The 25605-nt window shown below is 52.3% G+C and carries 24 protein-coding genes; 17 read left to right on the forward strand and 7 right to left on the reverse strand.

What is annotated here, in order from left to right; all coding sequences use genetic code 11:
• From B7989_RS02875 to B7989_RS02905, 7 genes are all read left to right on the forward strand, one after another.
• Nucleotides 1–2352: an ATP-binding protein gene (locus B7989_RS02875; RefSeq protein WP_088627099.1), complete on the forward strand. Its 2352-nt coding sequence runs from the start codon at nt 1–3 to the stop codon at nt 2350–2352.
• Complete coding sequence (locus tag B7989_RS02880) at nt 2352–2726, forward strand: response regulator (protein ID WP_073056863.1); 375 nt, start codon at nt 2352–2354, stop codon at nt 2724–2726. The genes B7989_RS02875 and B7989_RS02880 overlap by 1 nt, the downstream gene beginning before the upstream one ends.
• A 9-nt stretch (nt 2727–2735) precedes the next feature.
• A complete protein-coding gene (locus B7989_RS02885) occupies nt 2736–4205 on the forward strand; it encodes a sigma-54 dependent transcriptional regulator (protein WP_088627100.1) in 1470 nt (489 codons plus the stop codon).
• Complete coding sequence (gene dnaB / locus B7989_RS02890) at nt 4198–5610, forward strand: replicative DNA helicase (protein WP_088627101.1); 1413 nt, start codon at nt 4198–4200, stop codon at nt 5608–5610. Before B7989_RS02885 ends, dnaB begins: the two co-directional genes overlap by 8 nt.
• A gap of 10 nt (nt 5611–5620) precedes the next feature.
• Nucleotides 5621–6403, forward strand: a complete 783-nt coding sequence (locus B7989_RS02895; RefSeq protein WP_088627102.1) for an ABC transporter permease — start codon at nt 5621–5623, stop codon at nt 6401–6403.
• Nucleotides 6404–6412: 9 nt separating this feature from the next.
• Nucleotides 6413–7198, forward strand: coding sequence for an ABC transporter ATP-binding protein (locus B7989_RS02900; RefSeq protein ID WP_088627103.1), 786 nt, complete (start codon nt 6413–6415; stop codon nt 7196–7198).
• A gap of 148 nt (nt 7199–7346) precedes the next feature.
• Complete coding sequence (locus tag B7989_RS02905) at nt 7347–8594, forward strand: hypothetical protein (RefSeq protein ID WP_088627104.1); 1248 nt, start codon at nt 7347–7349, stop codon at nt 8592–8594.
• Between the two features lie 192 nt (nt 8595–8786).
• Here B7989_RS02905 and B7989_RS02910 read toward each other — a convergent pair whose 3' ends face one another.
• From B7989_RS02910 to B7989_RS02940, 7 genes are all read right to left on the reverse strand, one after another.
• On the reverse strand, nt 8787–9515 hold the full coding sequence (locus tag B7989_RS02910; protein ID WP_088627105.1) for a DedA family protein: 729 nt from the start codon (nt 9513–9515) through the stop codon (nt 8787–8789).
• Between the two features lie 91 nt (nt 9516–9606).
• Nucleotides 9607–11289, reverse strand: a complete 1683-nt coding sequence (locus tag B7989_RS02915; RefSeq protein WP_088627106.1) for a tol-pal system YbgF family protein — start codon at nt 11287–11289, stop codon at nt 9607–9609.
• Between the two features lie 83 nt (nt 11290–11372).
• On the reverse strand, nt 11373–12965 hold the full coding sequence (locus B7989_RS02920) for a hypothetical protein (protein ID WP_088627107.1): 1593 nt from the start codon (nt 12963–12965) through the stop codon (nt 11373–11375).
• Between the two features lie 6 nt (nt 12966–12971).
• Entirely contained in the window at nt 12972–13589 is a 618-nt protein-coding gene (locus B7989_RS02925) for a hypothetical protein (RefSeq protein WP_144264949.1), read from the reverse strand.
• The gene (locus B7989_RS02930; RefSeq protein ID WP_088627109.1) at nt 13590–14960 is read right to left on the reverse strand and encodes a hypothetical protein; all 1371 of its coding nucleotides are present in this window, start codon (nt 14958–14960) and stop codon (nt 13590–13592) included.
• Nucleotides 14953–16230 (reverse strand): hypothetical protein, encoded by a 1278-nt coding sequence (locus B7989_RS02935; protein ID WP_088627110.1) that lies wholly within the window; start codon nt 16228–16230, stop codon nt 14953–14955. The genes B7989_RS02930 and B7989_RS02935 overlap by 8 nt, the downstream gene beginning before the upstream one ends.
• On the reverse strand, nt 16227–16814 hold the full coding sequence (locus B7989_RS02940) for a hypothetical protein (protein ID WP_144264950.1): 588 nt from the start codon (nt 16812–16814) through the stop codon (nt 16227–16229). The genes B7989_RS02935 and B7989_RS02940 overlap by 4 nt, the downstream gene beginning before the upstream one ends.
• Before the next feature lie 154 nt (nt 16815–16968).
• Between B7989_RS02940 and xseB the strand changes: the two genes are divergently transcribed.
• The 10 genes from xseB (at nt 16969) to B7989_RS02990 (ending at nt 25553) form a co-directional block, all read left to right on the forward strand.
• The gene (xseB, locus tag B7989_RS02945) at nt 16969–17187 is read left to right on the forward strand and encodes an exodeoxyribonuclease VII small subunit (RefSeq protein WP_088627354.1); all 219 of its coding nucleotides are present in this window, start codon (nt 16969–16971) and stop codon (nt 17185–17187) included.
• A gap of 2 nt (nt 17188–17189) precedes the next feature.
• A complete protein-coding gene (locus tag B7989_RS02950; RefSeq protein ID WP_088627112.1) occupies nt 17190–17990 on the forward strand; it encodes an ATP-binding cassette domain-containing protein in 801 nt (266 codons plus the stop codon).
• A 31-nt stretch (nt 17991–18021) separates the two neighbouring features.
• Nucleotides 18022–18645 (forward strand): imidazole glycerol phosphate synthase subunit HisH, encoded by a 624-nt coding sequence (hisH, locus tag B7989_RS02955; protein WP_088627113.1) that lies wholly within the window; start codon nt 18022–18024, stop codon nt 18643–18645.
• A gap of 33 nt (nt 18646–18678) precedes the next feature.
• Nucleotides 18679–19815, forward strand: a complete 1137-nt coding sequence (locus tag B7989_RS02960) for a dTDP-glucose 4,6-dehydratase (protein ID WP_088627114.1) — start codon at nt 18679–18681, stop codon at nt 19813–19815.
• An 85-nt stretch (nt 19816–19900) separates the two neighbouring features.
• On the forward strand, nt 19901–20464 hold the full coding sequence (rfbC, locus tag B7989_RS02965; RefSeq protein WP_088627115.1) for a dTDP-4-dehydrorhamnose 3,5-epimerase: 564 nt from the start codon (nt 19901–19903) through the stop codon (nt 20462–20464).
• A 99-nt stretch (nt 20465–20563) separates the two neighbouring features.
• Entirely contained in the window at nt 20564–21010 is a 447-nt protein-coding gene (locus B7989_RS02970) for a low molecular weight protein-tyrosine-phosphatase (RefSeq protein WP_073056816.1), read from the forward strand.
• 21 nt (nt 21011–21031) lie between these two features.
• Nucleotides 21032–22186: a polysaccharide biosynthesis/export family protein gene (locus tag B7989_RS02975; RefSeq protein ID WP_088627116.1), complete on the forward strand. Its 1155-nt coding sequence runs from the start codon at nt 21032–21034 to the stop codon at nt 22184–22186.
• A 13-nt stretch (nt 22187–22199) separates the two neighbouring features.
• On the forward strand, nt 22200–23576 hold the full coding sequence (locus B7989_RS02980) for a mannose-1-phosphate guanylyltransferase/mannose-6-phosphate isomerase (RefSeq protein WP_088627117.1): 1377 nt from the start codon (nt 22200–22202) through the stop codon (nt 23574–23576).
• Between the two features lie 97 nt (nt 23577–23673).
• Entirely contained in the window at nt 23674–24486 is an 813-nt protein-coding gene (locus B7989_RS02985) for an alpha/beta fold hydrolase (RefSeq protein WP_088627118.1), read from the forward strand.
• A gap of 8 nt (nt 24487–24494) precedes the next feature.
• The gene (locus tag B7989_RS02990) at nt 24495–25553 is read left to right on the forward strand and encodes an acyltransferase family protein (protein WP_088627119.1); all 1059 of its coding nucleotides are present in this window, start codon (nt 24495–24497) and stop codon (nt 25551–25553) included.
• The last annotated feature ends 52 nt before the right edge of the window (nt 25554–25605 follow it).

The following is a 25605-nucleotide window of genomic DNA, read 5'->3' on the forward strand; positions in this document are numbered from 1 at the left end:
ATGGCAGAGAGCCTGTATTCCGATTCTCCATACCTTTTGGTGCTTTCGGTACTAGCCCTTCTTGTATCGTTATACTACCCGGTACTGCTTGAACACAAGATGACGGCACGTCGCTTGCCGAAACCCTTGCGCATGATGGTGGTGTCAAACATCGCCTGGAATGCGTGCAGTATTTTGGGAATTATCTTCTTCAGTGGCACCATCACGCCCGAAATGCCGAACCTTTACATTGGCCGCCAGTTGATTTTTGGCTTGCAGGCCCTTTGTTGGGTCCGCGTGGGCGTCGCCCTTTACGACATGGGCGAACTGGTATTGTTCAGTCGCCGCACTCCGTACAAGACCATTTCGGGTTCTGTGGGCGTCATGTTTGTTATTGCACTTACGTTCTTGTTCGTGGTCGGCCCTGAGGCGGTTTCGGGTTTTGACTTTTTCGGAATCTTGCCGTTTGCGTACATGCCGATCTTCAAAACGTTCACGATTGTGTATGTGTTGTTCTTCTTGCCGGCATGCTTGCTGATTATCTACCAGCTTTTGCGCAGTTCGCTCCGCTCGCTAGACCCGACGGTGCTGCATACCGGTGCCTACATGGCAGGTAGCTTGAGCGTATGCCTTGTGGTGGCCGTACTGTTCGACTTCGTGATTCCGCTGGTCAAGGGCTATGGCGCCTGGAATGGCGGTTTCCAGTTCTTTGTGTGGCACCAGTTCCTTACATTGTTCATTGCGGTTCTTTGTGGCCAGTACTATACCTCGGCCAGGTTCCGCGATATGGGCGCCCATTGGTTTTTGCAAAAGCTAATTAATAAAATCGAAGACGGCATTATTTATTACGACGAAGCCGGAAAGATCAAGGCGGTCAACCACGGTGCCACCAAGTTGCTCGGCCAGTCTTCTATTAGTTTGTGTGGAAGGTCCATCAAGAACGTGCTCCCGCCGAACCTCGACTTTTTCAGGGAGACGGTGTATAGCGATGTGCGCATGAACATCAATGGCGAAACCCACGTGATGAAGATTTATTTCTTCAAGTGCCGTCAGACGTTGATGACGATCGTGAATGTCGCATTTTTCATGGACCAGTCCAAGACGCTTTTGCTGCAGCAGAACCTGAAGACTTTGAACGAACAGTACGTGGAATACACGCACGACCTGGTGCGCTATCAGGACCGCTTGAACAAGGAAGCCTCTATCAAGGTCGAAAAAGAAAACGTGCTGAACACGCTGATTAACGCCTTGCCCTTTAGAGTGTGGTACAAGAGCGAACTGGGCGTGTACCAGAAGCAGAACCGTTTGGACTTGGAAAAGCGCGGCTCCCGCGAAGGCGCCCGTGACAACGACGAAGACATTTCCGTTTACGAAAAGGAAGCCCGAGAAAAGGGCGAAGTCAAGGTGTACACCTCCTTCGAAGACAAGGACGGCTCCGAAATTTCGCAGGACGAAGCGAACCGCCTTACGGGTATGGGCGAACTGGTGCAGACCTTCGACAACATGTACATTCCGATTCTGCAGGCGGCCAAGGCTCCTTACAAGACGCTTTGCTTAAAGGTCGACATGACCGAACAGCGCAGGCTAGAATACGAACGGAACATGTTGCGCGAACAGAAGTTCATTCATTCCCGCCTCGAAGAACTGGGCACCATTTGCGGCGCGTTCGCGCACGACTACAACAACATTCTCGGCTCGCAGCTGGGCTTCCTCGAAATTGCACAAGAAGTCATCGAAGACAAACAGTCCCAGGTGTACACGTTTATTTCGGAAGCCAAGAAGGCCGCCCAGCGCGGCAAGGATTCGCTCAACGAACTATTGAACGCCATCCGCGGCAATGCGAACGCGGCAACGCCTGCGATCGTGTTCTCGCCTTACATGATTATCGAAGACGTGGTCCGCAAGATTTCTCTGACCTTGCCGCCTAACGTGAAGGTGCATAGCGAAGAACTCGACAAGAGCCTCAAGGTCCGCGGTATTGTGGCCTCTCTTGACCGCATTATCAGTAACCTCGCCAACAACGCCCTGTTTGCCATGAAAGAAACGGGCGGCGGTTCCCTGACCTTCAAACTTTATCCTGAAGTTCTCGAATCCCAGCTGGTAACGCCCTATGCACCGCCGGTACCTGCGGGCAGTTACGCCAAGTTCGAAATCTCCGATACGGGTACGGGCATGGATTCGAGCACCCTGGAACGTATTTTTGCACCATTTTTCACGACGAAGGCCCCTGGCGAAGGCTTGGGACTTGGTCTATCTTCTGCCTTAAGGCTGTTAAAAGAGGGAAATGCCTACTTTACCGTGCAGACAACTTTGGGCAAAGGAACTACATTTTATCTATATTGGCCAATGGAAACTGAAACGAAGGAGGGCTAGTGCCTACGATCCTGATTATTGATGACGACGAGCAATTTAATTTGATGCTCAAGTCCGCTCTTGAAATCAAGGGCTACAATGTGGAAACGGCAAAAAACGGTAAGGAAGCCAAGACTCTTTACCAGAATAAGACCTATGATGTGATCATTACTGACATCATTATGCCGGATGTCGATGGTTACGAAGTGATTTTGGACCTGCGCCGCTTGAACATGAGTGACCGCACTATCGCCGTGAGCGGTGGTGGCCGTACCTCTGCCGAGGACTACCTGATGACTGCCCAGCACTTTGACGCCGCGGCAACCTTCAACAAGCCTGTAGACTTGCAAGCCCTTCGCGCGAAGGTCGAAGAAATCATCAAGAGCCATTCGTAGTAGGTCGCGATGAATATCCTGATCGCGGACTTGGATCAGAAATTTATCGGCGATATCCAGCACTCTTGGTCGGTTGCGGGGACAACCTTGTTCACCTGTACCCGCGAGAGTGACCTCATGCCCATCGTCAAGAAGAATTCGATAGACCTCGCGTTTATCGAAGTTCCTTTCTTGATGCAAGACAATATGGACATGGTGAGCTTTTTGAAGGAGACTCACCCGGGCGTGGAAATCTTTGTGCTGTGCGACGACCGCAACTGGCAGGGGGCCGCCTCTGCAATTACCCGCGGCGCGAACACCTTCCTTAAAAAGCCCATTTCGATTTCGCAACTGGAATCGACGGCGCAAAAGGTGCGGACGCAGCAGCTGAACAAGTCCAACAACCAGCTCATGGAATCCCAGGTGCTGGACGGCCTTTTGGGGAATACCCCCGAAATGCGCAAGATTCTAAAGACCGTTTACAAGGTCGCACCCACGAACAGCACCGTGCTCATTACCGGCGAATCCGGTTCGGGCAAGGAATTTTTGGCTAACGTGATCCACCGCTACAGCAAGCGTGCCGCCGAACCGTTCGTGGCGGTAAACTGTGGCGCCATTCCCGAAAACCTGGTCGAAAGCGAACTCTTCGGTAGCAAGAAGGGTTCTTATACCGGTTCTACCGCCGACAAGAAGGGCCTGTTCGAATCCGCAAACGGCGGAACGCTCTTTTTGGACGAAGTCGGCGAACTCTCTGCCGCGACCCAGGTCAAGCTTTTACGTTTTTTGCAAAGCCACGAAATTAGGCGAGTGGGCGACACCCAACCGCAGTACCTGGACGTGCGCGTGCTTGCTGCAACGAACCGCGACCTGCAAGAGGCCATGCAAGAAGGCCGCTTCCGCGAAGACCTTTACTACCGCCTGAACACCTTCCACTTGCTTTTGCCCCCGCTCCGCGAACGCAAGCCTGCGCTCCCGAACCTGATCAAGTATTTCATTTTGAAAAACAAGGACGCCCAGGGCAAGGACATCGTGGACCTTGAACCGGCTGCCCTGTATGCGCTGACCAAGTATTCTTACCCAGGCAACATCCGCGAACTCGAAAACATTATCGAGCATGCGACGGTGCTGGCCGAAGGCGGCGTGATCCGCCTGGAAGACTTGCCCGAAGAGGTGCAGGCCTGCGCCCGCGAACAGACGATGGCGATTCCGCACATCAAGGGCGACCACAATGCCGAACCCCAGGTAATCGAGGCCGAACCGGTCGACTTGCCGGGAATCTCGTTTGAAGGCAGCACAAAAGCAGAAAAGAAGTCCGCCGAAACCGAAGACGGTGGCGAACTCCTGTCGCTCGAAGAAATGGAACGCAGGCACATTCTGCGCGCCTTGAGCGTGTGTGGCGGAAACCGCACCGAAGTCTGCAAGCGCCTGGGAATCAGTCGCGCGACTCTGTGGCGTAAATTGAAAGAACTTAAGATTATGATGGATGGCGACGATGCCTGATTTTGAAAATCAACAGAATTCTTACGAAGGCCGCCAGGTCCCCATGGACCTGGATGCTGAACGTTGCCTGCTTGGAAGTATTTTGCGCGATCCTGACGTGATGGGCGAAGCCATCATGATTATCAAGGACGAAAGCTTTTTCTACCTGGAAAAGCATCAGCTGATTTGGACTGCCCTTTGTACGCTCAACCGTAACGTGACGCCCATTGACTTGGTGACGCTGGCGGCTGAACTCGAAACCATGAACAAGCTTTCGCTTGTGGGCGGTCGCGAATACCTGTTTGAACTTATGGAATCGGTGGCGTCTTCTGCCAACGCCAGTTGGCATATCGAACTCTTGCGCAAGAAGGCGACGCTCCGCAAACTGATCAAGTCTTCGTCTGCGGTCATCAAGAATGCCATGGATCCGGCGGCCGTGCCCGATGAAGTCCTGCAAGATGCCGAACGCGATATCTTCGCCATTGCCGACGACCAGATCCGCGATTCCCTGAAACCGATCCAGAATTTCGTGACTCCGCTCCTGGAACGCCTGAACAACCGCAAGGACGGCATTACGGGCATTCGCACGGGCATTACCGAACTCGACGAACTGACGAACGGTCTGCAAAAGTCCGACTTGATTATTCTCGCTGCTCGTCCGGGTGTGGGTAAGACGTCTTTCGCGCTTACGATTGCGGCCAATGCGGCCATCAACTTCCAGCAGAATGTGGCGTTCTTCAGCCTCGAAATGGATGGCGTGCAGCTGGCCCAGCGTTTGCTTTGCTCGCAGGCTCAGATTGACCAGAGCAAGCTCCGTAACGGCTACCTCAACAGCGACGAAAAGAAAAAGCTGATCGCCGCCGTGACGCCGATTCAAAAGGCCCCGCTCTATGTCGACGACAATGCGGACCTGGGCATCATGGAACTCATGAGCAAGGCGCGCCAGCTCAAGCGCAAGGGCAAACTCGACTTGCTGATTATCGACTACCTGCAGCTCATGAAGACGGGTAAGGAAGAAAACCGCGCCGTCGCTATCGGCGCCATTTCCCGCGGCCTCAAGATTCTTGCCAAGGAAATGCAGATTCCGGTTATCGCGCTCGCTCAGCTTAGCCGTAAAGTCGAAGAAAAGGGCCGCGAACGCCCGCAGCTTTCTGACCTTCGTGAATCAGGTTCTATCGAACAGGATGCCGACATGGTGTGGTTCGTGGAACGTAAGTTCGTGCAGACTCACCGCGAAGAAGACAAGCACACTGCGGAACTGATTGTGGCCAAGCACCGTAACGGTTCGGTCAAGGATATCCCCATGACCTTCATTCCGGAATACACAACCTTCTACGATGCCGCACCCGAAGGCGAAGGCGGTGGCGAAGCCTACGCTTACGACGACGCTAGCGACATGGGCCCGACGGATTTCGGAAGTTACTAAGGAAGTCTAGATGCAGATACTGATAGCTCCATTTGTCTGGATTGGCGAGGTTATCGTAACCGGTATTTCGGCTATTGGCGAAGTGGTCTGCATCTTGTTGAACACGCTTAAGCAGGTTCGCTACATTCACAAGAACCCGGTGCTTATCGTTAAGCAGATGATTTCTATTGGCGTGTCGTCTTTGCCGCTTTTGTTCGTGACCTCTATCTTTACGGGCATGGTGGCTACTGTGCAGGCTGAATTCGAATTCCATAACCTGGTGGCCGACAAGTTCGTGGGTACGGCCGCCTGTAAAATGATCCTGATCGAACTTGGACCCTTGCTGACGGCAATCGTGCTTTCGGGCCGCGTGGGTTCTGCCGTTGCAGCAGAACTCGGTTCCATGAAAGAAAAAGAAGAACTGGCCGCCTACACGGTGCTGGGCCTTGACCCTTACCGCTATTTGGCTCTGCCGCGCTTTGTGGCCTTCTTTACCATGGTGCCTTGCTTGACCGTGATTTCGAATGCGCTGGGTATTATCGGTGGCTGGATCGTTTGCGTGCTCGGCCTCGACATTACCACTTATACTTACGTGACCGGTATGCAGTACCTGTTCGACCCCATGGACTTGTGGTCGGGTACGCTCAAGTCTTTTGTATTTGGAACCTTGATTTTCTTGCTGGGTTACTACCACGGCATTAATGCCAAGGCGGGTGCCCGCGGCGTCGGAATCGCGACCATGAGCGTGGTGGTTTCGAGCTGCCTCATGATTTTGATTGCAGACTTTGTCCTGGATGCCATCCTATTCTTCTAAGGTGTCGCTATGCCAAACGTAAAAATAGACCCGAACGATATCGCCATCCGTCTTAAGGGATTAAAGAAGTCCTTTGGTCCGCAGGATGTGCTTTGCGATGTGAATCTCGACATTCGCCGTGGCGAGACGATGGTGATTATCGGAAAGTCCGGTGGCGGAAAGTCCGTGATTCTCAAGCACATGATTGGGCTTTTGCAACCGGATGGTGGCGAAGTGACGGTGGACGGCGTGACGATCAGTACGCCCAAGTTCTTCGATACGCACACGATCCGTCGCAAGATGGGTATGCTGTTCCAGATGGGTGCACTTTTTGACTCCATGGACACCGGCGAAAATATCGCGTTTGCCTTGCGCGAACACCACCCGGAAATGAGCGAAGCCGAAATCCAGGACGTGGTGACTGAAAAGCTCAAGATGATCAACCTGGTGCCGGAATTCCGTACCAAGATGCCGTCTGAACTTTCGGGCGGTATGCGCAAGCGTGTGGCCCTTGCCCGCGCCATCGCCTTGAACCCCGAAATCCTTTTGTACGACGAACCGACCACGGGTCTTGACCCCATTACCAGCGACGTGATCAACGACTTGATTCTCGATATGCAGAGCAAGCTGGGGGTTACGTCTGTGGTGGTGACTCACGACATGGTGAGTGCCTTCAAGGTGGCCGACCGTATTGCCATGCTGTATAATGGCCGTATTATCGAAGTGGGTACGGTGGACGAAATCAAGAACACCAGCAACCCCTACGTGCACCAGTTTATTACCGGCCAGCGCAAGATTTCGGTGGACGAAGAATAAATAGGGAAAATACGTAAACTTGACTTTACGTTTGTCAAGTGCTAGTAGCCCATGTATGCAAAAAATATGTGCTTTTCTGCACGAAATTTAGCACGCCTATAGCGTTTTGATTTTTAAAAATGTATTTTTCCGACAAAGAGGTTTTATTATGAATAAGAAACTATTCGTAGGTATTTCTATGGTGACTGCGGTCAGTGCAGGCTTCTGGGCCTGTGGTGAAGGCACCATCAATGAAATGACCGAAATGGATAACGTTATTTCGATGCAGTATCCCTTGGATCCGGCAACTGGCGGTGCCAGCCCCGAACTTCAGAACCTGAGGGACAACGCCAAGAACACTTGTAAAGAAGACATGGGTTGCTATACCCAGTATCAGAGTTACCTCGAAGGTACGGAACCGGTAGATGTTCCGGAATCTTCTTCCTCCGAAGAAAATCAGGGCCCGATCACGAACCCCACGATGTCGTCCTCTTCTCGTGGCGATTTCAACATCGTGACCAAGCCGTCTTCTTCTTCCATGCAGATTATCGATAACCCGGAGCCGACGTCCTCTGCTGGTGAAGAAATCATTGTCCCGGTAACGGGTCTCGGTTCTTGCGCTCCGGCCTCTACGCCTATTAGCAAGGGCGGCAAGGTCAAGTGGAAGTTCACTGCAAACACGGCCAATGCGACTTACAGACCTGCTGATTTTGCCAAGGCACAGTTTGCCTGGACTTTCGAGGGCGGTACTCCGGCTACGGGTACTGGTGCTACGACTGGCGACATTACATATAGCGCATCCGGTGCTGTAGGTGCTTCTTTGACCGTGACCATGGGTGATGGCGCTTCTGAAACGATTCAGTGCTCTAAGCTCCAGGTGAACGGCGACCCGATTACGGGTTGTAAGTGTGCACCTGTCGGTGTGACTGGTTCTGTCAATTACCTAGAAACGCCTGATGTCAATTGGGCTGTGTCCGGTTGTACCTCTGCTTCCGACATTACGTCCTATACATGGGAGGGTGTTGAAGGTGCTGACACCTTTACCAAGACCTTTGATGCTGCTGTTGCGTCCTATGCTCCCAAGCTTAAGGTGGGCAATAACGACAATACCGTTGTCGATGTGACATGCAGTGCCGTAAAGGTGACTGAAGGTGCCGAATACACGATCAAGAGTGCTAATGACGAAGGAAAGATTACACTTACGGCGGCTGGAACCTATAACGTGGTTATCGGATTCGCATGCCAGAATAAGACTTTCTTCTGCAATGGAGTTGGCGGTCCGGTGGGTGGTTCCGTGAATGATGTGCCGATGGCGGAAAGTTGGTACACGACAGCCTCTCTGACAGCGGCTGATTGCTCCGGTAATGCTACGGTGTCTCTGACTGTGACTGGTCCTGCCACTTGTGGTGCTCAGTAATATAGATTCAGTCGTTTTAGAAAAAGCTCCCTTCGGGGAGCCTTTTTTTGTATCTATAAAAATGAAATCACGTTAGTGATTTCGAATCCGTGTGGCAATCTTATAAATACTTAAAAGACCACCCTGCAGGGTGGTCTCTTTTATATGCTGTAGAAGATTGCTTCGTTCTTTCAGAACTCGCAATGACGTCTTTTATTTCTTCTTGACCGCGTTCCAAACCATGTAGCCGATGAATAGGGCGCCAAAGGCAAGGAGCGCGATTGCAAGCTCGGAGTTGTACTTCTCGATGATGTCCTTCTGGCCGTGGGCGAGGTAGCCGAGGCCTGCCAAGACGCAGTTCCAGATGGTGGCGCCCAAGAAGGTGTAAAGCGTAAAGGGCAACAGCTTCATGTTGGCGATGCCTGCCGGAATCGAAATCAGCTGACGGATCACGGTAATCAGGCGGCCCACGAAGGTCGAGATGGCACCGTGTTCGCGGAAGTAGTTCTCGGCCTTTTCAAGCTTCTGGGTATCGAGCAGCAAGAAGTGGCCCAGGCGGCTGTCGGCGAACTTGTAGATGATCGGGCGGCCCAGGAACTTGGCCAAGAAGTAGTTGATGTAGGCGCCCACGAGTGCGCCCATGCTGGCGGCCACCACGATCAGGGCGATGTTCAGGCCAGAACCGGGCTGCAAGGCCTTGTAGGCGGCGGGCGGCACTACCAGTTCCGACGGGAACGGAATGAAGGAACTTTCGATGGCCATCAGGAGCGCGATAGACCAATAGTTCAGGTGGGCGTTGTACCAATCGATAATCTGCGTGTAGAGTCCGGCGGACTTTGTGGCGGGGGCGGCCTGCGCGACAGAGTCGGCGGCGTCGGGGGCGGCGAATGCCGCGACTGCAAACAACGTAACGGCTGCAAGAAGCAAGAGTTTTTTATTCATAGGGGCAAATATAGAATTTGGAAAAGGTGACATCGGGAAACAAAAAAGACCTAGCGTCAGAGCCAGGTCTAATTAAAAGTGTTATCGAAGATTATCTCTTTTTCTTCTTGGCGGCGCGGGCCTTCTTGGCTTCGAGCTGCTTCTGTCTAGCCTTCTTCTTGGCTTCCATCTTGGCGGCTCTCTTGTTTGCGGCTGCGCTGTTGTTGTGCTGAACGGCAGGCTGTTCTTCTTCGACAGCATCTTCTTCTTCGACGGCCGGTTCTTCTTCAGCCGGCTGTTCCGGTTCGCTGTAGCTTTCGCCAGTCTGGTATTCAATGATAGACTGTTCTTCGGCTGCCGGAGCTGCTGCGCCGCCGTTCTTGGCCTGCTGCAATGCGGCCTTGGCTTCTTCGACGTACTTGCCGTTCGGGAAACGCTTCAGGTAGATTTCGTAGTCCTTGAGGCGGTTGCCGGCCTTCACCAGTTCAAAGATACCGGCTTCGGCTTCGTCGCGGAATGCACCGTTCGGATTGTCGTTTAAGTAAGTGAGGTAAGCCTTGAAGGTGTTCTGGGCCTGAATAGCGCGGAACTTGTCGTATTCGCTGAGAGAGCGGAGCTTGGCTTCGACTTCGGCCCTACGCGGAGAGTCGGGGTAGTACAGCAAGAACATTTCAAGCATTTCGGGATCGTTGCTGGCCATGACCTGGTCGAAACGAGAATCTTCCTGCTTGGCCTGGTATTCCTTGATCTGCACCTTGCCGCTGTCGAGCGTGGAGTAGAGCTTTTCCTTGGTAGCGAGGTCTGCCGGGTGGCAGAAGGCGAGGAAGCTTTCAAGAACGTCGGCGAACTGCGTACGGGTGTAAGCTTCGCTCATGTCGGGGAGCTCACCGTTTTCGTCGAGGTAGAAGCGGTAGTCGCGTTCAATGGCCATGCAGTCCCAATCGGAGAGCGTGTCCTTGACTTCGCTGTACTTGCGCAGCACGTCGTCGCGGTCATGCAGGTTGTAGCGCATGCGGCGGTCACGGCGGCTTTCACGGCCGAAGTCAAGCGAGAGTTCCAAGCCTACGCGAACCGGCCACTTGTATTCGATCTTGTCGAACTTGAGGTCGGAGTACGGCGAGGGGCTCGGGTTGTTGTCCTTGTCGCGAGCCTTGACGTTTTCGTACGGGAGGAATTCCTTGCGGACGTTGATGCCAATCTTGAAGTCGACATCCTGGAAGATTTCGCCAATGCGGTATTCCAAGGCGCTAGACACAAAGCCCGTCTTGAGCATTTCGGTGTGCTGCTTGGTATTGCCGGCATAGTCGTCGTAGAACGAGAAGAACTGGAAGCCGAAGCCGCCGAGTACGCGCAGGTCAAAGTCGCCGCCAAGGTTAAAGGTGAAACCGGCGAGCACGGACGGAGCGTAAGCGAGGAACCAGAGTTCTTCGTCGTTGTGCGGGCTCTTCTTGTTTTCTTTACCGGTTTCTTCGTCCTTGAAGGTGTACTTCGGGCTATCTTCAATCGTTCCAAACTGAATGGAATTGACTTCGGCACCGAGCCAAAGGGTAAACGGAATGTCCGCCTTCCAAAGCGGGGTAATCAGCGGCGACCACAGGAAACCGACCGAGGCAGGAATCGTGAGAAGCTTGGTGTCGATACCGTCGTCGAGCAGGGTCTTCTTCTTATCTGCCTTGAAGTTCAGAAACGCAGGTTCACCCTGCAGGTACAGCTGGGAACGCCAGTTGATTCTTTCAAAATCGGCGGCCTGAGAAGCCGCAGCTAATAAAGTCAGTGCAAGTAACAGTTTACGCATCAGTCTAAATTTAATTTTTACTTTGGGGTTGAGTGATAAAAAAAATAAATATTAAGCATTTTTTTAATGCTTTTTCGTTCATTTTAGAAGGTTAAAACGAATCCGACGCCCAGGAGGATGATTCCTGTGCCCAGCAAGGCGCCTCCGACAGCCATTTTCTTGTCGCCCTTGTCGACCAAATCCTTGTTTTCGGCGGCCCTGGCCTGGAAGTTTTCGCCACCGGCGGCGGGGCGGTCCAGGTCCTGTTTTATCTTGTCTGCATCTTCGTAATCGATGTTTGCAAGGTAAATAAAGAGCGTTCCCAAAAGAATCGGGGCGATGGACGAACCCATCAGCGTGCGTCCGATAAAGTCCTTCTTGCGTTCATGCAACCATTCCTGCTGCGAAACGAGTTCCTGCTTGTCCGAAATAGGCGTGAGTTCGATTTCGACGTCGGTCAGTTCGGTGGGCGAGGTGAATACGGTCAGCACGGTGTCGCGGAAGCCGGCTTTGCGGATCTGGAAGGTCGAAAGACCGGGTTCGTAAATGGGGTACTTGCTCGGCGTAGATCCGATCGGCTTCGATTTCTTGGATACAGGTGTGCTGCCGCCAAAGATATAGGCGCCTTCGGGATTGGAGTGAATCAAGAGCTCGGGCTTGACGCGTTTGAGCTTCAGGGAAATTTTGGCGGTGTCGCCCGGAATCGGCTTGATGGCGGCCTTTGCGCCCCACATCTGGCGGTCTACACTCCAATAGGCGTAGATATCGGTTTTGCTGGAATCGTCGATGATGAATGTGCAGGGACTCTTGCAAATGTCGTCGTTTCCCCGGGTCATGATGTTTGCGCCGTCGGGGTTGGTTTCTACGTGCAAGTAGCTCTTGTTGCTTGCCACTTGCTGTACGGGGGCGTTTTGAACAGGAAAATTTTCGCCCTGGAGCTGGAGCACGAATCCGCGGAGCTTGTCTTTAGAAAGGGCGTCGCTCAAGGTCTTGATTGCAGACAAATTTGTTTGTGCGACATGGTCGGTCTTGGCTGAATCGCTGAACTGGAAATGCGACATCTGTACCATGATCGAGTCAGGGGTTCTTGCCGAGGTAATCCGTCCGATATAGGCAGATGCCGCCCCGTGTTTCTTCAAGAAGTCCTTGATGCAGATGGCGTCGTTGCAGAAGTCGAATTCCTGACGGTTGATGAAGGTAACGGGCGTTCCGGATTCCTTGAGCAAGCGGATAATCAAGTTTTCCAGTTGTTCGGCAAGTGCAGATTCCGAATTGCGGCGTTCAAACGAAACAAAGATATGCTGGCCTTCGACCGGGGTCTCGATGGAATGTTCTACGACGGCAGAATCGTTCTGCGTCGAATCTTGAACGGTTGAATCCTGGGCGGTGGAGTCTTGACGCGTAGAATCTTGTGCCACGGAGTCTTGGGCGCTTGCCTGTAAAGGGGCTTCTTGGGGCTGGTTCAGGAGGTCGTTGCCGTTGTCGTCGACAATGCTCTTGAAACGGTTCTTGTGAATGCGGATGACGGTGAACTGGCCCTGTATTGTTCCGCCGAGGCTCACAGTGTCGTCTTTAATACCCAGGAATTGGGCGTCTTGCTTGGCGCCGGTCACGAGTTCTACGTGGCTTGGGATTCCTTCTTCGGCCCAAATGACGCTCACCCAAAAGAGTGCAAATGTCAGTAGAATCTTTTTCATAAAGCCCTAGAATGAAAAAATGAATCCAATAGAAAGTAATGAGACGCCTGTGATAAACGATGCGTAGGTAAAGCCCTTTGCGGTCCTTGCCTTGCGCTGGTAACTCCTAAATTCGTCGCGGGCATCTTGGTAGCGGTCTGATTCGATAGATGAATTCTTGATAGTCTTTTTGCTGTCGTCAGCCTTGCTGATTTCGTAATAGGTAATGGCGCCTGACACGAGACTCAAGGCAAAGGGGATCAACGAATACTTCATGAGGTCTTTGCCGAAAACCCTGCGGTTACGCTTGGAAATGTCGGACTCCTGGGCACGCAGGAATTCTTCGTCCAGAATCGGCTGCTGCGAAACGATGATGAACGAGGTGTCTTTGGCAGAAAGCCTTACTCGAATCGTGGTGTCCATGAATCCCGGATTGAACAAGGAAATCAGGATGTCGGAGGCGAGCGAGTCGTCCGTGCTGATGAATGCCGGCGACACGTAGGCCGGTTCCTTGGAATGGTCGGGGCTCACTTCGTCAACGTAAATGTCGGCGTTATTCGGAATGGTCGAGACATGCAGGACTTTCGATTCTGCAAAGGCGTAGCCCATCAAAGAACAAAGGAGTATCATGAGTATTCTAATCATTTAATACTCCCTATTCGGGAAAGGTCCCGTGATGACTCGATAGCTAGACGTGTTCTCGATGTACCAGTGGACATCGGGGAACTTGTTGCGGGCATTGTCTTCGCCCAGGAATTCAATTTTGCACCTGCCGAAACAGCGGGTGTGGAACGACAGCACCGGATTGGAATAATTGGGCTGAATCGTATCGAAATCCACAATGACCGAAAGTCTGGATTCGTTGATTCCGGAGCCGTCGTCGAAGAGCAGGAATTCAACGTCTTCGGCAACGCCGATGGTGTCGTGGTAGGCGGCAATTTGCGGCGAGACATTGTCCTTGAGCACAATGGTGTCGGTCGTGAGCACGGTGTAGGCGGGTACGTCTACAATAAGGCTTTCGCTCGCGTATTCCTTGCGGTAAGATTCTTTCACAAGAATTTTGAGCCCAAGCTGCGGCTCGACCTTGGCGACCAGCGTATTCGAGATTCGGTCGCCGGAGAGCGTTTCAAGCGTGTCGCCGTTGTTGGCGATCAAGTAGGCGACCGTCTGCAAAATGGAATTGTCTCGGTAGCGGTCGTAAATCAGCGGGATCTTGATGGTCGAAGTCTCGTTCAAGATCTTTGTCGAGAAATGGAAGATTTCGGTGGAGTCGCGGTACTGGCGGCCGCTTTCGCTGGTCACCAGCATCTTGGTGCCCCAATACAGCGTGAAGGAACTGTCGTACAGGTCAATCGCTTCTTGGGCGACGGTGTCGAAATCTTCGACAAGGGAACCCATCAAGGAACCTTCGGAATTGCAATCGATTGCGCCGAGCGGAGAAACCCAAACGGAATCCGGGTCGTAAGACAGGTAGACTTCGCAGCGGGCGGTTTCCCACGGGTCAATTCCCGAAACGTTCCAGCGGAGCGGCAAGGCCTGGTCTTCGGAGGGGTCGGCCTGGTTGTAGCCATTGTACGGGAATTCAAGTGAAATGGCGTTGGGCGTGTTCACGTAAATCTTGAAGGTGGAACGCAAGGTGTCGCCGTAGGTGTCGGTGGTCTCGAGCGAACCGTCTATAATTCCGGTCTCGTTAAAGGTGTATCGGAACGAATTCAGGTTGAAGGTGCTTTCGCCGATTTTCCAGAGGAGCCCGTTGTAATAGGCCTGCAAGGTTTCGTCGGTGTAAATGAGCCCGCCTATAGAATAGCCGGCATAGAACCGCAGCGTTTGGCCTTGCTCCACGTAGACTTCTTCTAGGGGCGCAAAACGGTTGGAAATTTCGGTGCTGTATCCGTCGGGCCCGGCAAAGGCGTATTGCGTGAGGACGTTAGAATCCTTGTCGATGAGGTGCTCGTCTCCGCAGGCAATCAAAATAAAGGTTGCTGCCAAAAGCCAGATGTTCAAGAACTTATTCACTGAATACCTCCGGGAGTGTAGAGTTCGGGCGGAGGTAGAACGTCTTTTTATTTCGGTTGTAGCTGGCGTCGAAGGCGACGACCGTAATTGGCTTGTAAGTCCAGCTCTGTACCGCGGCTTCCTTGGTAAAGGGAACGTAGAGCGTGTCGTTCGAAAGCTTGAAATCGTAGAGGTAATCGTTTTCGTAGAAAATGTGAATCTTCGATGTCGGAATGTCGCCGCCGAGGTCTTCGACAATGAACCGCAACGTGTCTGCGATGTTGATGGTATCGCGGTTCCAGGGGGATGCGATGCGCGGCGGTATTTCGTCTTTCAGGATAATGGTGTCAAGTTCCAGGACTTGGTTCGTGCCCAAGCGGAACGGAATGGATTCTGCCGTAAAGTCGCTTTCCTGGTCCACCGAGACGACAATGCGGTAGTTGCCCTTCGACAAGGGTTTGATGTCGAAGTCGGCGTTGCGCAGCTTGGAGGTAGTCAGGGTCTTGATCGTGTCGAGGTTCTGGTCCAAGAGACAGACTTTGAACTTGAAGGCTCCTTGCTCGTTGCTGGTCGTGATTGTTCCGGAGAGGGCGCTTTCTTTGTTAGGCCCGTTGGTGTAGAACGAAGACGAAAGGACTTCGTTGGATTTCTGGTCAAACTCGTTGTAGGCGGTTACGCTCCAGGTGTATTTCCGCAAAGGCGAAAGACCCTTGAGGTACGTAAAGTAAGCCTGGTTCAAGATGGTGTCTACAAGGACGTTCTTTTCGTTATCCTTCAAAATAAAATGCGAATAGATTTCCCAGAGAGAATCCGGGTCGTCAATGTTCCAGGCGAAATTGACGGCGGTATCGGCGGCAATATTCTGGGTCTTGCTTGCCGGAATGAAATGCTCGGTGTCTATGGTCGGGGGAGAGGCGACGGTTATAGAAAGCGTGTCGCTCAAGGTGTCGCCGAAAAAGTCGACAAAGACAAATGCCACCTTGTGTTCGCCGGGAATGTCGATACTTTTCTTGAAACTGTATTCGCTTGCAAAGGAATTGCCGTCGATGGTCCAGTAGTACTGCTTGTTGCGAATGGACTTAGACGGGTAAACCGTCGTCAAGAAAATGAGCGAGTCGCCCGGCTGGACCGTGTCGGATTTTGCTTTTACGGCGTCGACGTCGAAAGACTTGGAGACGGTTGCAGAAACGTAAATTTCTTGAACGGACTGCTCGTTGAACAGGTATTCGTCAGAATCGGTACAGGCGACAAACGCCAAAATCAATAGACCTAGGGCGGCAAGACGTTTCATTCTGCCTCCAAGGCGTCTATGACGAAAAATTCCTGCTTGTCGGTAGAATCCTTGTCGCCGAGGGAATCCGCGACCAGAATGCGGAAGGTGTGGCGGCCTTCGCCAAAGCCCGATTGTATGACTTGTTGCAGTTCTCCCACCTGGTACTGGGTTCCGTCGATTTCGAGGACGTTTTCGAGGCCTTTGCTGCCGTCGCGGTCAAAGGACTGCCAAGAAAACAGGAACGGTGTGTGGCTGTTGCCGTACAGCGTGTCGCCATCGGCCGGAATGGTTTCGGCCAAAATCTGCGGCGGGTTATTGACGTTGACGGAGAACGTGGTCTCGAGCGTGTTGCCCTCTTCGTCCTTAATGACAAGCCGGTTGGGAATAAAGTTCTTTGACAAGAAACTGGAGGTCATGTAGGTGGTGCTGATGGTGTAGGTCGCACCGCTGTCCAGAATATCGTCGTCGTTGTACCAGTAGTACTTGATTTTGTTCTTGTACTTGCTTGGCGTGACTTCGGCAATCAGCTCGGCTTGCTCGTTGGAATTGATCTTGATGGGTTCTTCGATCGCTTCGTCGAATTGCTTTGCGAAGACGCTCACGTTTGAAATTTTTTGAACGTCGTTTGGAGCATGGGGAACATGCAGACATGCCGAAAAAAGGACGCCCGCCGCAAAAGCAAGGCTAATGTCCAAAAGGCTCCGATTGTTCTTACTCAATAAACTCACCTTGTTAAAGATAACTATATTCGTAAATATGAGTACCGAAAATTTTGAATATAAAACCGCAATGGAGCGTTTAGAGAATATCTTGGAGCGAATTGACAACTCCGAGATGGAAATCGACGAATTGGCCGGTGCGGTACAGGAAGCGACGGATTTGCTGCGTAAATGCCGCCAGATTTTGCTCGCGACCGAAAAGAATGTGCAAGAGGCCCTTGCGGGGCTCGACGGCGAGACTGAAGCTGGGGCGTAAGAATGGTTGATGTTCCTGCAATGGAAGTTTCGGGGCTTACGGTCAAGTTTCCGATTCGCGGCGGAGTGCTTGGCAAGGTCCAGAAGTATTTTACGGCGGTCGAAAACGTGTCGTTTTCGATGCAGGCCGGGCAAATCCTTTCGATTGTGGGGGAGTCGGGCTGCGGTAAGTCGACTCTAGTGAAGTCGCTTGTCGGGCTTGTGCCCATGGATAGCGGCGAATTTAAGCTTTTTGGCGAAAAAGTGGTAAAAGGCCGGACTGCATCCGGAAAACGGGTCTCGGACTTGGTTCAGATGATTTTCCAGGATCCGTTCAGCAGTCTGAATCCGCGCCAGACGGTGTCTGAAATTCTGACGGCGCCGCTGGTTGCACGCGGAGTGAAGGTTCTTGACGCCGAGGCGCGTGCAAGAGAACTTTTGGAGCGCGTGTCCTTGCCGAAAGAGGCTCTCCAAAAGTTCCCCCACGAGTTCTCGGGGGGCCAGCGGCAGCGCCTGTGCATTGCCCGCAGCCTCATGGTCAAGCCCAAGATTCTTTTGTGCGACGAAGTCACCAGCGCCCTGGATGTATCGGTGCAGGCCCAGATTCTGCACTTGCTCGACGACTTGCGGGGCGAATTCGGGCTCTCGATTCTGTTTATCAGTCACGACATGCAAGTGGTCCGCGCTCTGAGCGACGAGGTCTTGGTCATGTATTTTGGGCACGTGGTGGAACGTGGTGCGGCCGATTCTGTGCTCACTGATCCACAACATGAATACACGAAAAAACTGCTGGCGAGCGTCCCGACCATTCGCCGCGACAGGTAATTTCTATCTTTGCGTGCGAAAAAGAGGTTTTATGTCCGCGAATCCGATTATCGTAGTAGATTACAATGCCGGCAACCTGACTTCGGTGATGAACGCTCTTGCCCACATTGGTGCAGAGGCGAAGTCTAGCCGCGATGCCGATGAAATTGCCAAGGCCACCCGCCTGATTTTCCCGGGCGTAGGTGCTGCCGCCTCTGCCATGGAAACTCTGACCCGCACAGGAATCGGCGATGCCATCAAGGCGGTTGTCAAGGCCGGAAACCCGGTTCTCGGCATTTGCATTGGCTGCCAGATTATTCTCGAAGAAAGCGAAGAAGACGGCGGTGTCAAGACTTTGGGCCTTATCCCCGGCAAGGCCGTGCGCTTCAAGGATGAACCGGGCCTCAAGATCCCGCACATGGGCTGGAACCAGGTGAACTTTACGCGCGAACACCCGATTATGAAGGGTATCAAGAGCGGAAGCGATTTTTATTACGTGCATTCGTACCACCCGGTGGTGCCTGCCGAATACGCTTTTGCCGAAACGACTTACGGCTCGCAGACCTTCCAGGGAATGGTGGGCAAGGATAACTTGGTTGCAACCCAGTTCCACCAGGAAAAGAGTGGAGACGTGGGTCTTGCCATGCTCAAGAACTTCTGCGATTGGAAAGTTTAGTATTACTATATTTCCCCGCAATTGGAGAAAAATATGAAAAGAACGATCGTGATTACTGGCGGTGCAGGCTTCATTGGTAGCCACGTGGTGCGCCTGTTCGTGAACAAGTACCCGGACTACAAGATTATTAATCTTGACAAGCTGACATACGCCGGTAACCTTGCCAACCTCAAGGACATCGAAGACAAGCCGAACTACAAGTTCGTGAAGATGGACATCTGCGACTTTGACGCTTTCTACAAGCTGATGCAGGACGAAAAAGTCGATGGTATCATTCACCTGGCTGCCGAAAGCCATGTGGACCGCTCCATCAAGGACCCGTTCACGTTTGCCAAGACGAACGTCATGGGTACTCTTGCCCTGCTCCAGGCTGCCAAGCTCTACTGGGAAAGCCTCCCGGAAAAGTACGAAGGCAAGCGATTCTATCATATTTCAACCGACGAAGTTTACGGCGCCCTCAAGATGAACCATCCGGAAGGCATTACGCCTCCGTTCACGACTACGGCGTCCAGTTCGGAACACCACCTGGCTTATGGCGACGACTTCTTCTACGAAACCACGAAGTACACGCCGCACAGCCCGTATTCCGCTTCGAAGGCCGGTTCTGACCACTTTGTCCGCGCCTTCCACGACACCTACGGCATGCCGACGATCGTGACGAACTGCAGCAACAACTATGGTCCGTACCAGTTCCCCGAAAAGTTGATTCCGCTGTTTATCAATAACATCCGCCACAAGAAACCGCTCCCGGTTTACGGCAAGGGCGAAAACGTTCGCGACTGGCTCTTTGTGGAAGACCATGCCCGCGCTATCGACGTGATTTTCCATAACGGCAAGATCGCCGAAACCTACAATATCGGCGGCTTCAACGAATGGAAGAACATTGACATTATCAAAGTGGTCATCAAGACTGTCGACAAACTCCTCGGCCGCGCCGAAGGCGAAGACATGAACTTGATCACTTACGTCACTGACCGCCTGGGTCACGATGCCCGCTACGCCATCGATTCCACCAAGCTCCAGAAGGAACTGGGCTGGGAACCGTCGCTGCAATTCGAAGAAGGCATCGAAAAGACCGTGCGCTGGTATTTGGATAACCAGGAATGGCTGGACAACATCACCAGCGGCGACTACGAGAAGTATTACGAAAGTATGTACAAGGGAAAGTAGAACTTAGAATTTAGAACTTAGAACTTAGATTTATTTGTTCGTCTAAGAGCGAAGCGATCTAAGTTCTGCCAACTACCAACTAAACATGTCCAAATTCAATTTCATTAAAACCTCCATCGAGGGCGTGACGATTGTAGAACCGACGGTCTTTGGCGACCATCGCGGCTATTTTATGGAAACTTATAACAAGGCGGAATTCGATGCAGCCGGCTTGGATATGGTTTTCGTACAAGATAACGAATCCCGCAGCAAGAAGGGCGTGCTTCGCGGACTCCACTTCCAAAAGAAGAACCCGCAAGGCAAACTTGTCCGCGTCATCGAAGGAGAAGTCTTCGACGTGGCGGTGGACCTGCGCAAGGGGAGCCCCACGTTCGGCAAGTGGGAAGGTGTCGTGCTTTCTGCCGAAAACAAGAAGCAGTTCTACATTCCCGAAGGCTTTGCCCACGGTTTCGTGGTGCTTAGCGAAACGGCGACGTTCGTGTACAAGTGCACTCGCCTTTACGACCCGAAGGACGAAGGCGGCCTCATGTGGAACGATCCCGAAATCGGCATCGAATGGCCGGTAGGCAACGGTTTTGAACCGCTTCTTTCCGAAAAGGATACCAAGAACCCGGCTCTCAAGGATTTGGGCTTCGCGTTCGAACTGTAGTTCGCAGACGATCACATTTTGTGCTTAAAGAGTCGTCTTTGTACGGCTCTTTTTATTTTATTCTTGTCTCGGTTGTAATAATTTTTTAATTTTTAGATGATGAAACACATTCTCGTTGTATGTACCGGTAATATTTGTCGTAGCCCCACGGGCGAATATTGCCTTAAAAAGGAACTGGGGCCTGATTTTGAAGTGATGAGCGCTGGGCTTGGTGCCTTGGTGGACCATCCGGCACACGAACTCAGCCAAAAGATTGCTCTTGAACATGGTATCGATATGAGCGCACACCGCGCTCGGCAGATTAATCTGGATATTTTGAAGTGGGCGGACCTCATTTTGGTGATGGAAAACGGCCACAAGATGGATTTGTTGCACCGTTATCCGTGGCTTGAAGGCAAGGTGTTCCGTTACGGCGAACCGCAGCGGGTGGATGTACCTGACCCGTATCGCCGTCCCGAAAACGCGTTCGTGCTCGCATGGAATTTTATCTCTAAACTGACCCCGTACTGGGTAGAAAAAATCAAACAAAGCGAAGGCCAGGCATAAGCTGGCCAAAAGGGTTAATTTATGAAGAAAATGAGTTTGGGTCTTGGCCTTATTGCCGCTGCTCTCTTGAGCGGATGCGCACTCGGACCGCAGATGCAGATGTCTCTTCCGGGCGATTCTGCCGAATACAATGGCATGATTGTTCATATTCATGACATTGGCGAAGGCGATTTTGGCACTGCAGTGGCTGCTTCTGGCTCTGACAGCGCTGGTGCCAGTGATTTTGGTGATTTGAAGGAACTGATGGTGGATTCCCTGCCGGAACTGGAATACCGCATTGGACCTCTGGACATGGTTCAGGTCGTGGTGTGGGAACATCCGGAATTGACTTCCCCGATGGGTCAGTACCAGCCGGCTGGTCAGAAGGTGACTACCGATGGTAAGCTTTTCTACCCCTATGCCGGTGAACTCCAGGCTGCAGGTCTTACCGCCCAGGAACTCCGTGCCGAAATTACCAAGCGCCTTTCTGACAAGATCTTGAACGATCCGCAGGTCGATGTTCGCGTGACGGGTTACCATAGCCGCAAGATGTCTATCTCCGGTGCCGTTTCAAAGCCGGGTTACGTCTCGTTCAATGAAAATCCGATGACGCTCCCCGATGCGATTGCCGGAGTGGGCGGCTTCTCCAAGGAAGCAGACCCGTCGCTCATGCAGCTTCGCCGTGGCGACAAGGTTTATACTATTAACTACCTCGATGCATTCAAGGCCAATTTGCCGCTCGAACGCATCGTAATCAAGCCGGATGATCAGATTTTTGTTCCCTCTCTCTCTGAAACCCAGAAAGACCAGAAGGCCTACATTATGGGTGAAGTCGGCAGACCGGGCCTGATCAACATCTATAACGGAAAGCTGACCCTTGCCGAAGCCTTGGCTTCTGCCGGCGGTCTGCAGGCTCTGAACGCTACCGCTCGCGGCATTTACGTTATCCGTAATACCTCTGACAAGCAGATCGATGTGTTCCAGCTGAACGCAAAGAACGCTATGGCTTTGGCTATGGCAGATCGCTTCCAGTTGAGTGCACGCGATGTCGTGTACGTCGACGCTTCCGAACTCGCAACTTGGAACCGCCTCGTCAGCTTGATCTTCCCGTCTGTTAACATGGTTTACTATGGCGCTTTGGCTGCTCATAACGTCCATGTGGTTAAGGACGACTATACTCCGGATTCCGGCAAATAAGGCTGCGTAGACTATGATTAACTTGATTCTTTGTGGTGGTAGCGGCACGCGCCTTTGGCCCGTGAGCCGCTCCCTGATGCCCAAGCAGTTCGCGCCGCTTTTTGACGGACAGTCCCTTTTTAGAAAGACTGTTGTCACGAATTCCGCCGTTTGCGAATCGCAGTTCATTGTTTCTAATGCCGACCAGTTCTTCTTGGCCAAGGACCAGCTCGAAACGGAAGGCATGACGGGTAGCAAGTTCCTTTTGGAACCTGTGGGCCGTAACACCGCCCCGGCTATCGCCCTTGCTTGCCTGACCATGAATCCGGAAACGGTCGTTCTCGTGTCTCCGTCTGACCACGTGATTCGCAAGAAAGACGAATACAAGAAGGTTTTGCTCCGCGCCCAGGAACTTGCCGAAGCCGGCAATCTGGTGACCTTCGGCATTACGCCGACGAGCCCTGAAACGGGCTATGGCTACATCGAAGCCGATGGCGAAAATGTGAAGCGCTTTGTCGAAAAGCCGGACCGCGCCACCGCCGAAAAGTACCTGCTCTCCGGCAACTTCTACTGGAACAGCGGTATCTTCTGCTTCAAGGCGAAGACTTTCCTTGCCGAACTCGGCAAGTACTCTCCGGAAATGCTTGCAACCGCCCAGAAGGCCCTTGCAAATGCCGAAATCGTAGATGGCGAACCAATCCGCATCGACCGCGACGACATGATGGCGATTCCGTCGAACTCTATCGACTACGCCGTCATGGAAAAGTCCAAGAAGGTGAAGGTGGTGCCCAGCGATATCGGTTGGAGCGACCTCGGAAGCTTCGACAGCCTTTACGGCGAATACCCGCACGACGAAAACGGCAACAACGTGAACCCGCGCCACATTGCCGTGGGCTCCAAGAATTCCTTGGTGATGGGTAGCCAGCGCGCTATCGCTACCATCGACCTCGACAAGATGCTCATCGTCGATACCCCGGATGCCCTCCTGGTCGCTCCGCTCAGCAGCAGCCAGAAGGTCAAGAAGGTGGTGGAAGAACTCAAGGAACGCGGTTCCGACCTCATCAACGTGCCGCAGACCGTGAGCCGCCCGTGGGGAACGTACTCCGTGCTGGAATCTACCGAACGCTACAAGATGAAGCGTATCGTGGTGAAGCCGGGCAAGCGCCTCAGCCTGCAGAAGCACCTGCACCGCTCGGAACACTGGGTGGTCGTAAGCGGTACCGCTACGGTGACCGTGGGCAAGAATGTGTTCTACGTGCGTCCGAACGAATCGACTTACATCCCGGTGGGTGAAGTTCACCGTCTGCAGAACGAAGGCAAGCTCCCGCTGGTCATCGTTGAAGTGCAGGTGGGCGAATACACCGGCGAAGACGATATCATCCGCGTCGAAGACGACTTCCACAGAAATTAATTTTCTGCAGTCGCTGTTACTGGAAAAGTTTAAGTCCCGCAGTCCATGCGGGACTTTTTCTGTGGGCTAGTCTATGCGCTTTTAATATATTTAGGATATGAGCGAAAATCTTGTACATTCGGTGAATACGGGCTCTTTTGAAATGGAATACGCCTGCGTGGGCACCGGCCCCAAACCCTTGATTGTAATCCCCGGGCTTTCAATCAAGAGCGTCATGAAATCGGCCGCCTCGTTAGAGGGACCGTACAAGATTTTTAGGGAAAAGTACACGCTCTACTTTTTTGACCGCAAAAAAGACGCCAAGCCCGGTTATTCGTTGCCCGAAATGGCCGACGACCAGGTGGCTGCCCTCAAGGCTTTAGGCATAGAAAAGGCCGATATCTACGGCGTGTCGCAGGGCGGTATGATTGCGCAGTATATGGCGATCCGCCATCCCGGAGTCGTGAATAAATTGGTTCTTGGTTCTTCGTCATCGAAGGCGGAACCGCGACAGATTACGACGATCCAGAATTGGGCGCACCTCGCTCGTGCCCGCGAAACGACGACGCTTGTAAACAGCTTTATTGACGACTGCTTTAGTGAAAAGTTCGCGGCCCGTTACCGTAGGGCATTGCTGGCCTTGTACAAGGAAATCTCGGACGAAGAATTGGACCGTTTTGCGCTTTTTTCGGATGCCTGCGATTATGTGGATACTTACGATGACCTCGGCAAAATCAAGTGCCCGGTGCTTGTGCTGGGGGCCGGCAAAGACCTTGTGACCACTCCCGAAGCGTCTGTCAAGTTGGCAGAAAAGCTAAAGGCCGAGGGCGTTCCTTGCGAATTCTACATGTACGAAGATTGCGGCCATGCCGTATTCGATGAATTGCCCGATTACAAGAAACGGATTTTCGATTTCCTGGAAAAGGAATAACGGTATTTATGGAACCTGTGACGCCCACATCTGTTGCAAAGCCACGCTACGCTTTTGTCGACCTCGCGAAAGGCATTTGCATTATGCTGGTGGTGTGGCATCACGTGGTGAGCACGTGGGGGCTTGAAACATACCCGCTAAAAGAGGCTGTATCTTCTTTCAGAATGCCATTGTACTTCTTTTTGTCGGGGCTCTTCTTTAAGGAATATGCGGGCTTTTTTGATTTTTGCAAGCGTAAAATCAACAAGTTGCTGATTCCGTTTGCGTTCTTTTTCGTGACGCTTTCGTGCATATTCCCGTTCGTGTTGCACTACCTGCACTTGCGTGGAAATCCCGACGCTTCCGTTTGGTATTCTTTTGTCTGGAAACAGTCTTTTCCGAATATCCCGATTTGGTTTTTGCTAAGCCTATTCTGGACGAATCTGATGTTTTACGGGCTGTACTTGGTCGCAAAAAAAGTTGTAGCCAGAAAGTTCCCGCAGTATGCGACATCATCGCTGGTGGTGCTTTCGGTTGTGCTTGGCCTGATCGGTTTTTTCTTGGGTCGCTACAATATCAAGCTTCCTCTGTTCTGGGCGTCTTCGATGACGGCTATTCCGTATTTTTGCGCGGGTCATGTGGCGTTTCGCTACACCAAGATTCTAGCGCCGAATCCCATGGATAAGTTCAACATTCCATTTGCGCTTTTGGGCTTTGGCCTGGTTGTTGCGCTTGCGTGGAATGCCCCTCCTGATTCGGTGAGTTACGTGAGCAACCGCTATTGGTTCCCGATTTGGAGCGTTTACCTGTGCGGTATTTTAGGGACGCTTGCGGTGCTGTTCTTGTCGAAGGCCATCAAGAAAATTCCGTTGGTGTCGTATTTTGGTCGTTACTCCATCATGGTGCTTGTGACGCATGGATGGGTGCAGTGGGGTATCATTAAAATTTTGCAGGAAAACCATGTGCATTGGTCGCGGCCCGTGGCGCTCGCCTTTGTTTTTGTGGTGACGATGCTTCTTTATTTGGCGATAATCCCGTTTATGAAGTGCTTCTTGCCCCATGTGACTGCGCAGAAAGACGTACTTTAGCCTTTTCCGTTGCAATTTTGTATATTCTCCGTTGTAAAATTTGATTTTTTGC

This window comes from Fibrobacter sp. UWB5 (genome assembly GCF_002210295.1).
In the GTDB taxonomy this organism is placed as follows: Bacteria; Fibrobacterota; Fibrobacteria; order Fibrobacterales; family Fibrobacteraceae; genus Fibrobacter.

Bases quoted from the DNA above. Each gene is read 5' to 3' on its own strand.
- B7989_RS02875 (WP_088627099.1), top strand. From the start codon at position 1: ATGGCAGAGAGCCTGTATTCCGATTCTCCATACCTTTTGGTGCTTTCG.
- B7989_RS02885 (WP_088627100.1), top strand. From the start codon at position 2,736: ATGAATATCCTGATCGCGGACTTGGATCAGAAATTTATCGGCGATATC.
- dnaB (WP_088627101.1), top strand. From the start codon at position 4,198: ATGCCTGATTTTGAAAATCAACAGAATTCTTACGAAGGCCGCCAGGTC.
- B7989_RS02895 (WP_088627102.1), top strand. From the start codon at position 5,621: ATGCAGATACTGATAGCTCCATTTGTCTGGATTGGCGAGGTTATCGTA.
- B7989_RS02900 (WP_088627103.1), top strand. From the start codon at position 6,413: ATGCCAAACGTAAAAATAGACCCGAACGATATCGCCATCCGTCTTAAG.
- B7989_RS02905 (WP_088627104.1), top strand. From the start codon at position 7,347: ATGAATAAGAAACTATTCGTAGGTATTTCTATGGTGACTGCGGTCAGT.
- B7989_RS02910 (WP_088627105.1), bottom strand. From the start codon at position 9,515: ATGAATAAAAAACTCTTGCTTCTTGCAGCCGTTACGTTGTTTGCAGTC.
- B7989_RS02915 (WP_088627106.1), bottom strand. From the start codon at position 11,289: ATGCGTAAACTGTTACTTGCACTGACTTTATTAGCTGCGGCTTCTCAG.
- B7989_RS02920 (WP_088627107.1), bottom strand. From the start codon at position 12,965: ATGAAAAAGATTCTACTGACATTTGCACTCTTTTGGGTGAGCGTCATT.
- B7989_RS02925 (WP_144264949.1), bottom strand. From the start codon at position 13,589: ATGATTAGAATACTCATGATACTCCTTTGTTCTTTGATGGGCTACGCC.
- B7989_RS02935 (WP_088627110.1), bottom strand. From the start codon at position 16,230: ATGAAACGTCTTGCCGCCCTAGGTCTATTGATTTTGGCGTTTGTCGCC.
- xseB (WP_088627354.1), top strand. From the start codon at position 16,969: ATGAGTACCGAAAATTTTGAATATAAAACCGCAATGGAGCGTTTAGAG.
- B7989_RS02950 (WP_088627112.1), top strand. From the start codon at position 17,190: ATGGTTGATGTTCCTGCAATGGAAGTTTCGGGGCTTACGGTCAAGTTT.
- hisH (WP_088627113.1), top strand. From the start codon at position 18,022: ATGTCCGCGAATCCGATTATCGTAGTAGATTACAATGCCGGCAACCTG.
- B7989_RS02960 (WP_088627114.1), top strand. From the start codon at position 18,679: ATGAAAAGAACGATCGTGATTACTGGCGGTGCAGGCTTCATTGGTAGC.
- rfbC (WP_088627115.1), top strand. From the start codon at position 19,901: ATGTCCAAATTCAATTTCATTAAAACCTCCATCGAGGGCGTGACGATT.
- B7989_RS02970 (WP_073056816.1), top strand. From the start codon at position 20,564: ATGAAACACATTCTCGTTGTATGTACCGGTAATATTTGTCGTAGCCCC.
- B7989_RS02975 (WP_088627116.1), top strand. From the start codon at position 21,032: ATGAAGAAAATGAGTTTGGGTCTTGGCCTTATTGCCGCTGCTCTCTTG.
- B7989_RS02980 (WP_088627117.1), top strand. From the start codon at position 22,200: ATGATTAACTTGATTCTTTGTGGTGGTAGCGGCACGCGCCTTTGGCCC.
- B7989_RS02985 (WP_088627118.1), top strand. From the start codon at position 23,674: ATGAGCGAAAATCTTGTACATTCGGTGAATACGGGCTCTTTTGAAATG.
- B7989_RS02990 (WP_088627119.1), top strand. From the start codon at position 24,495: ATGGAACCTGTGACGCCCACATCTGTTGCAAAGCCACGCTACGCTTTT.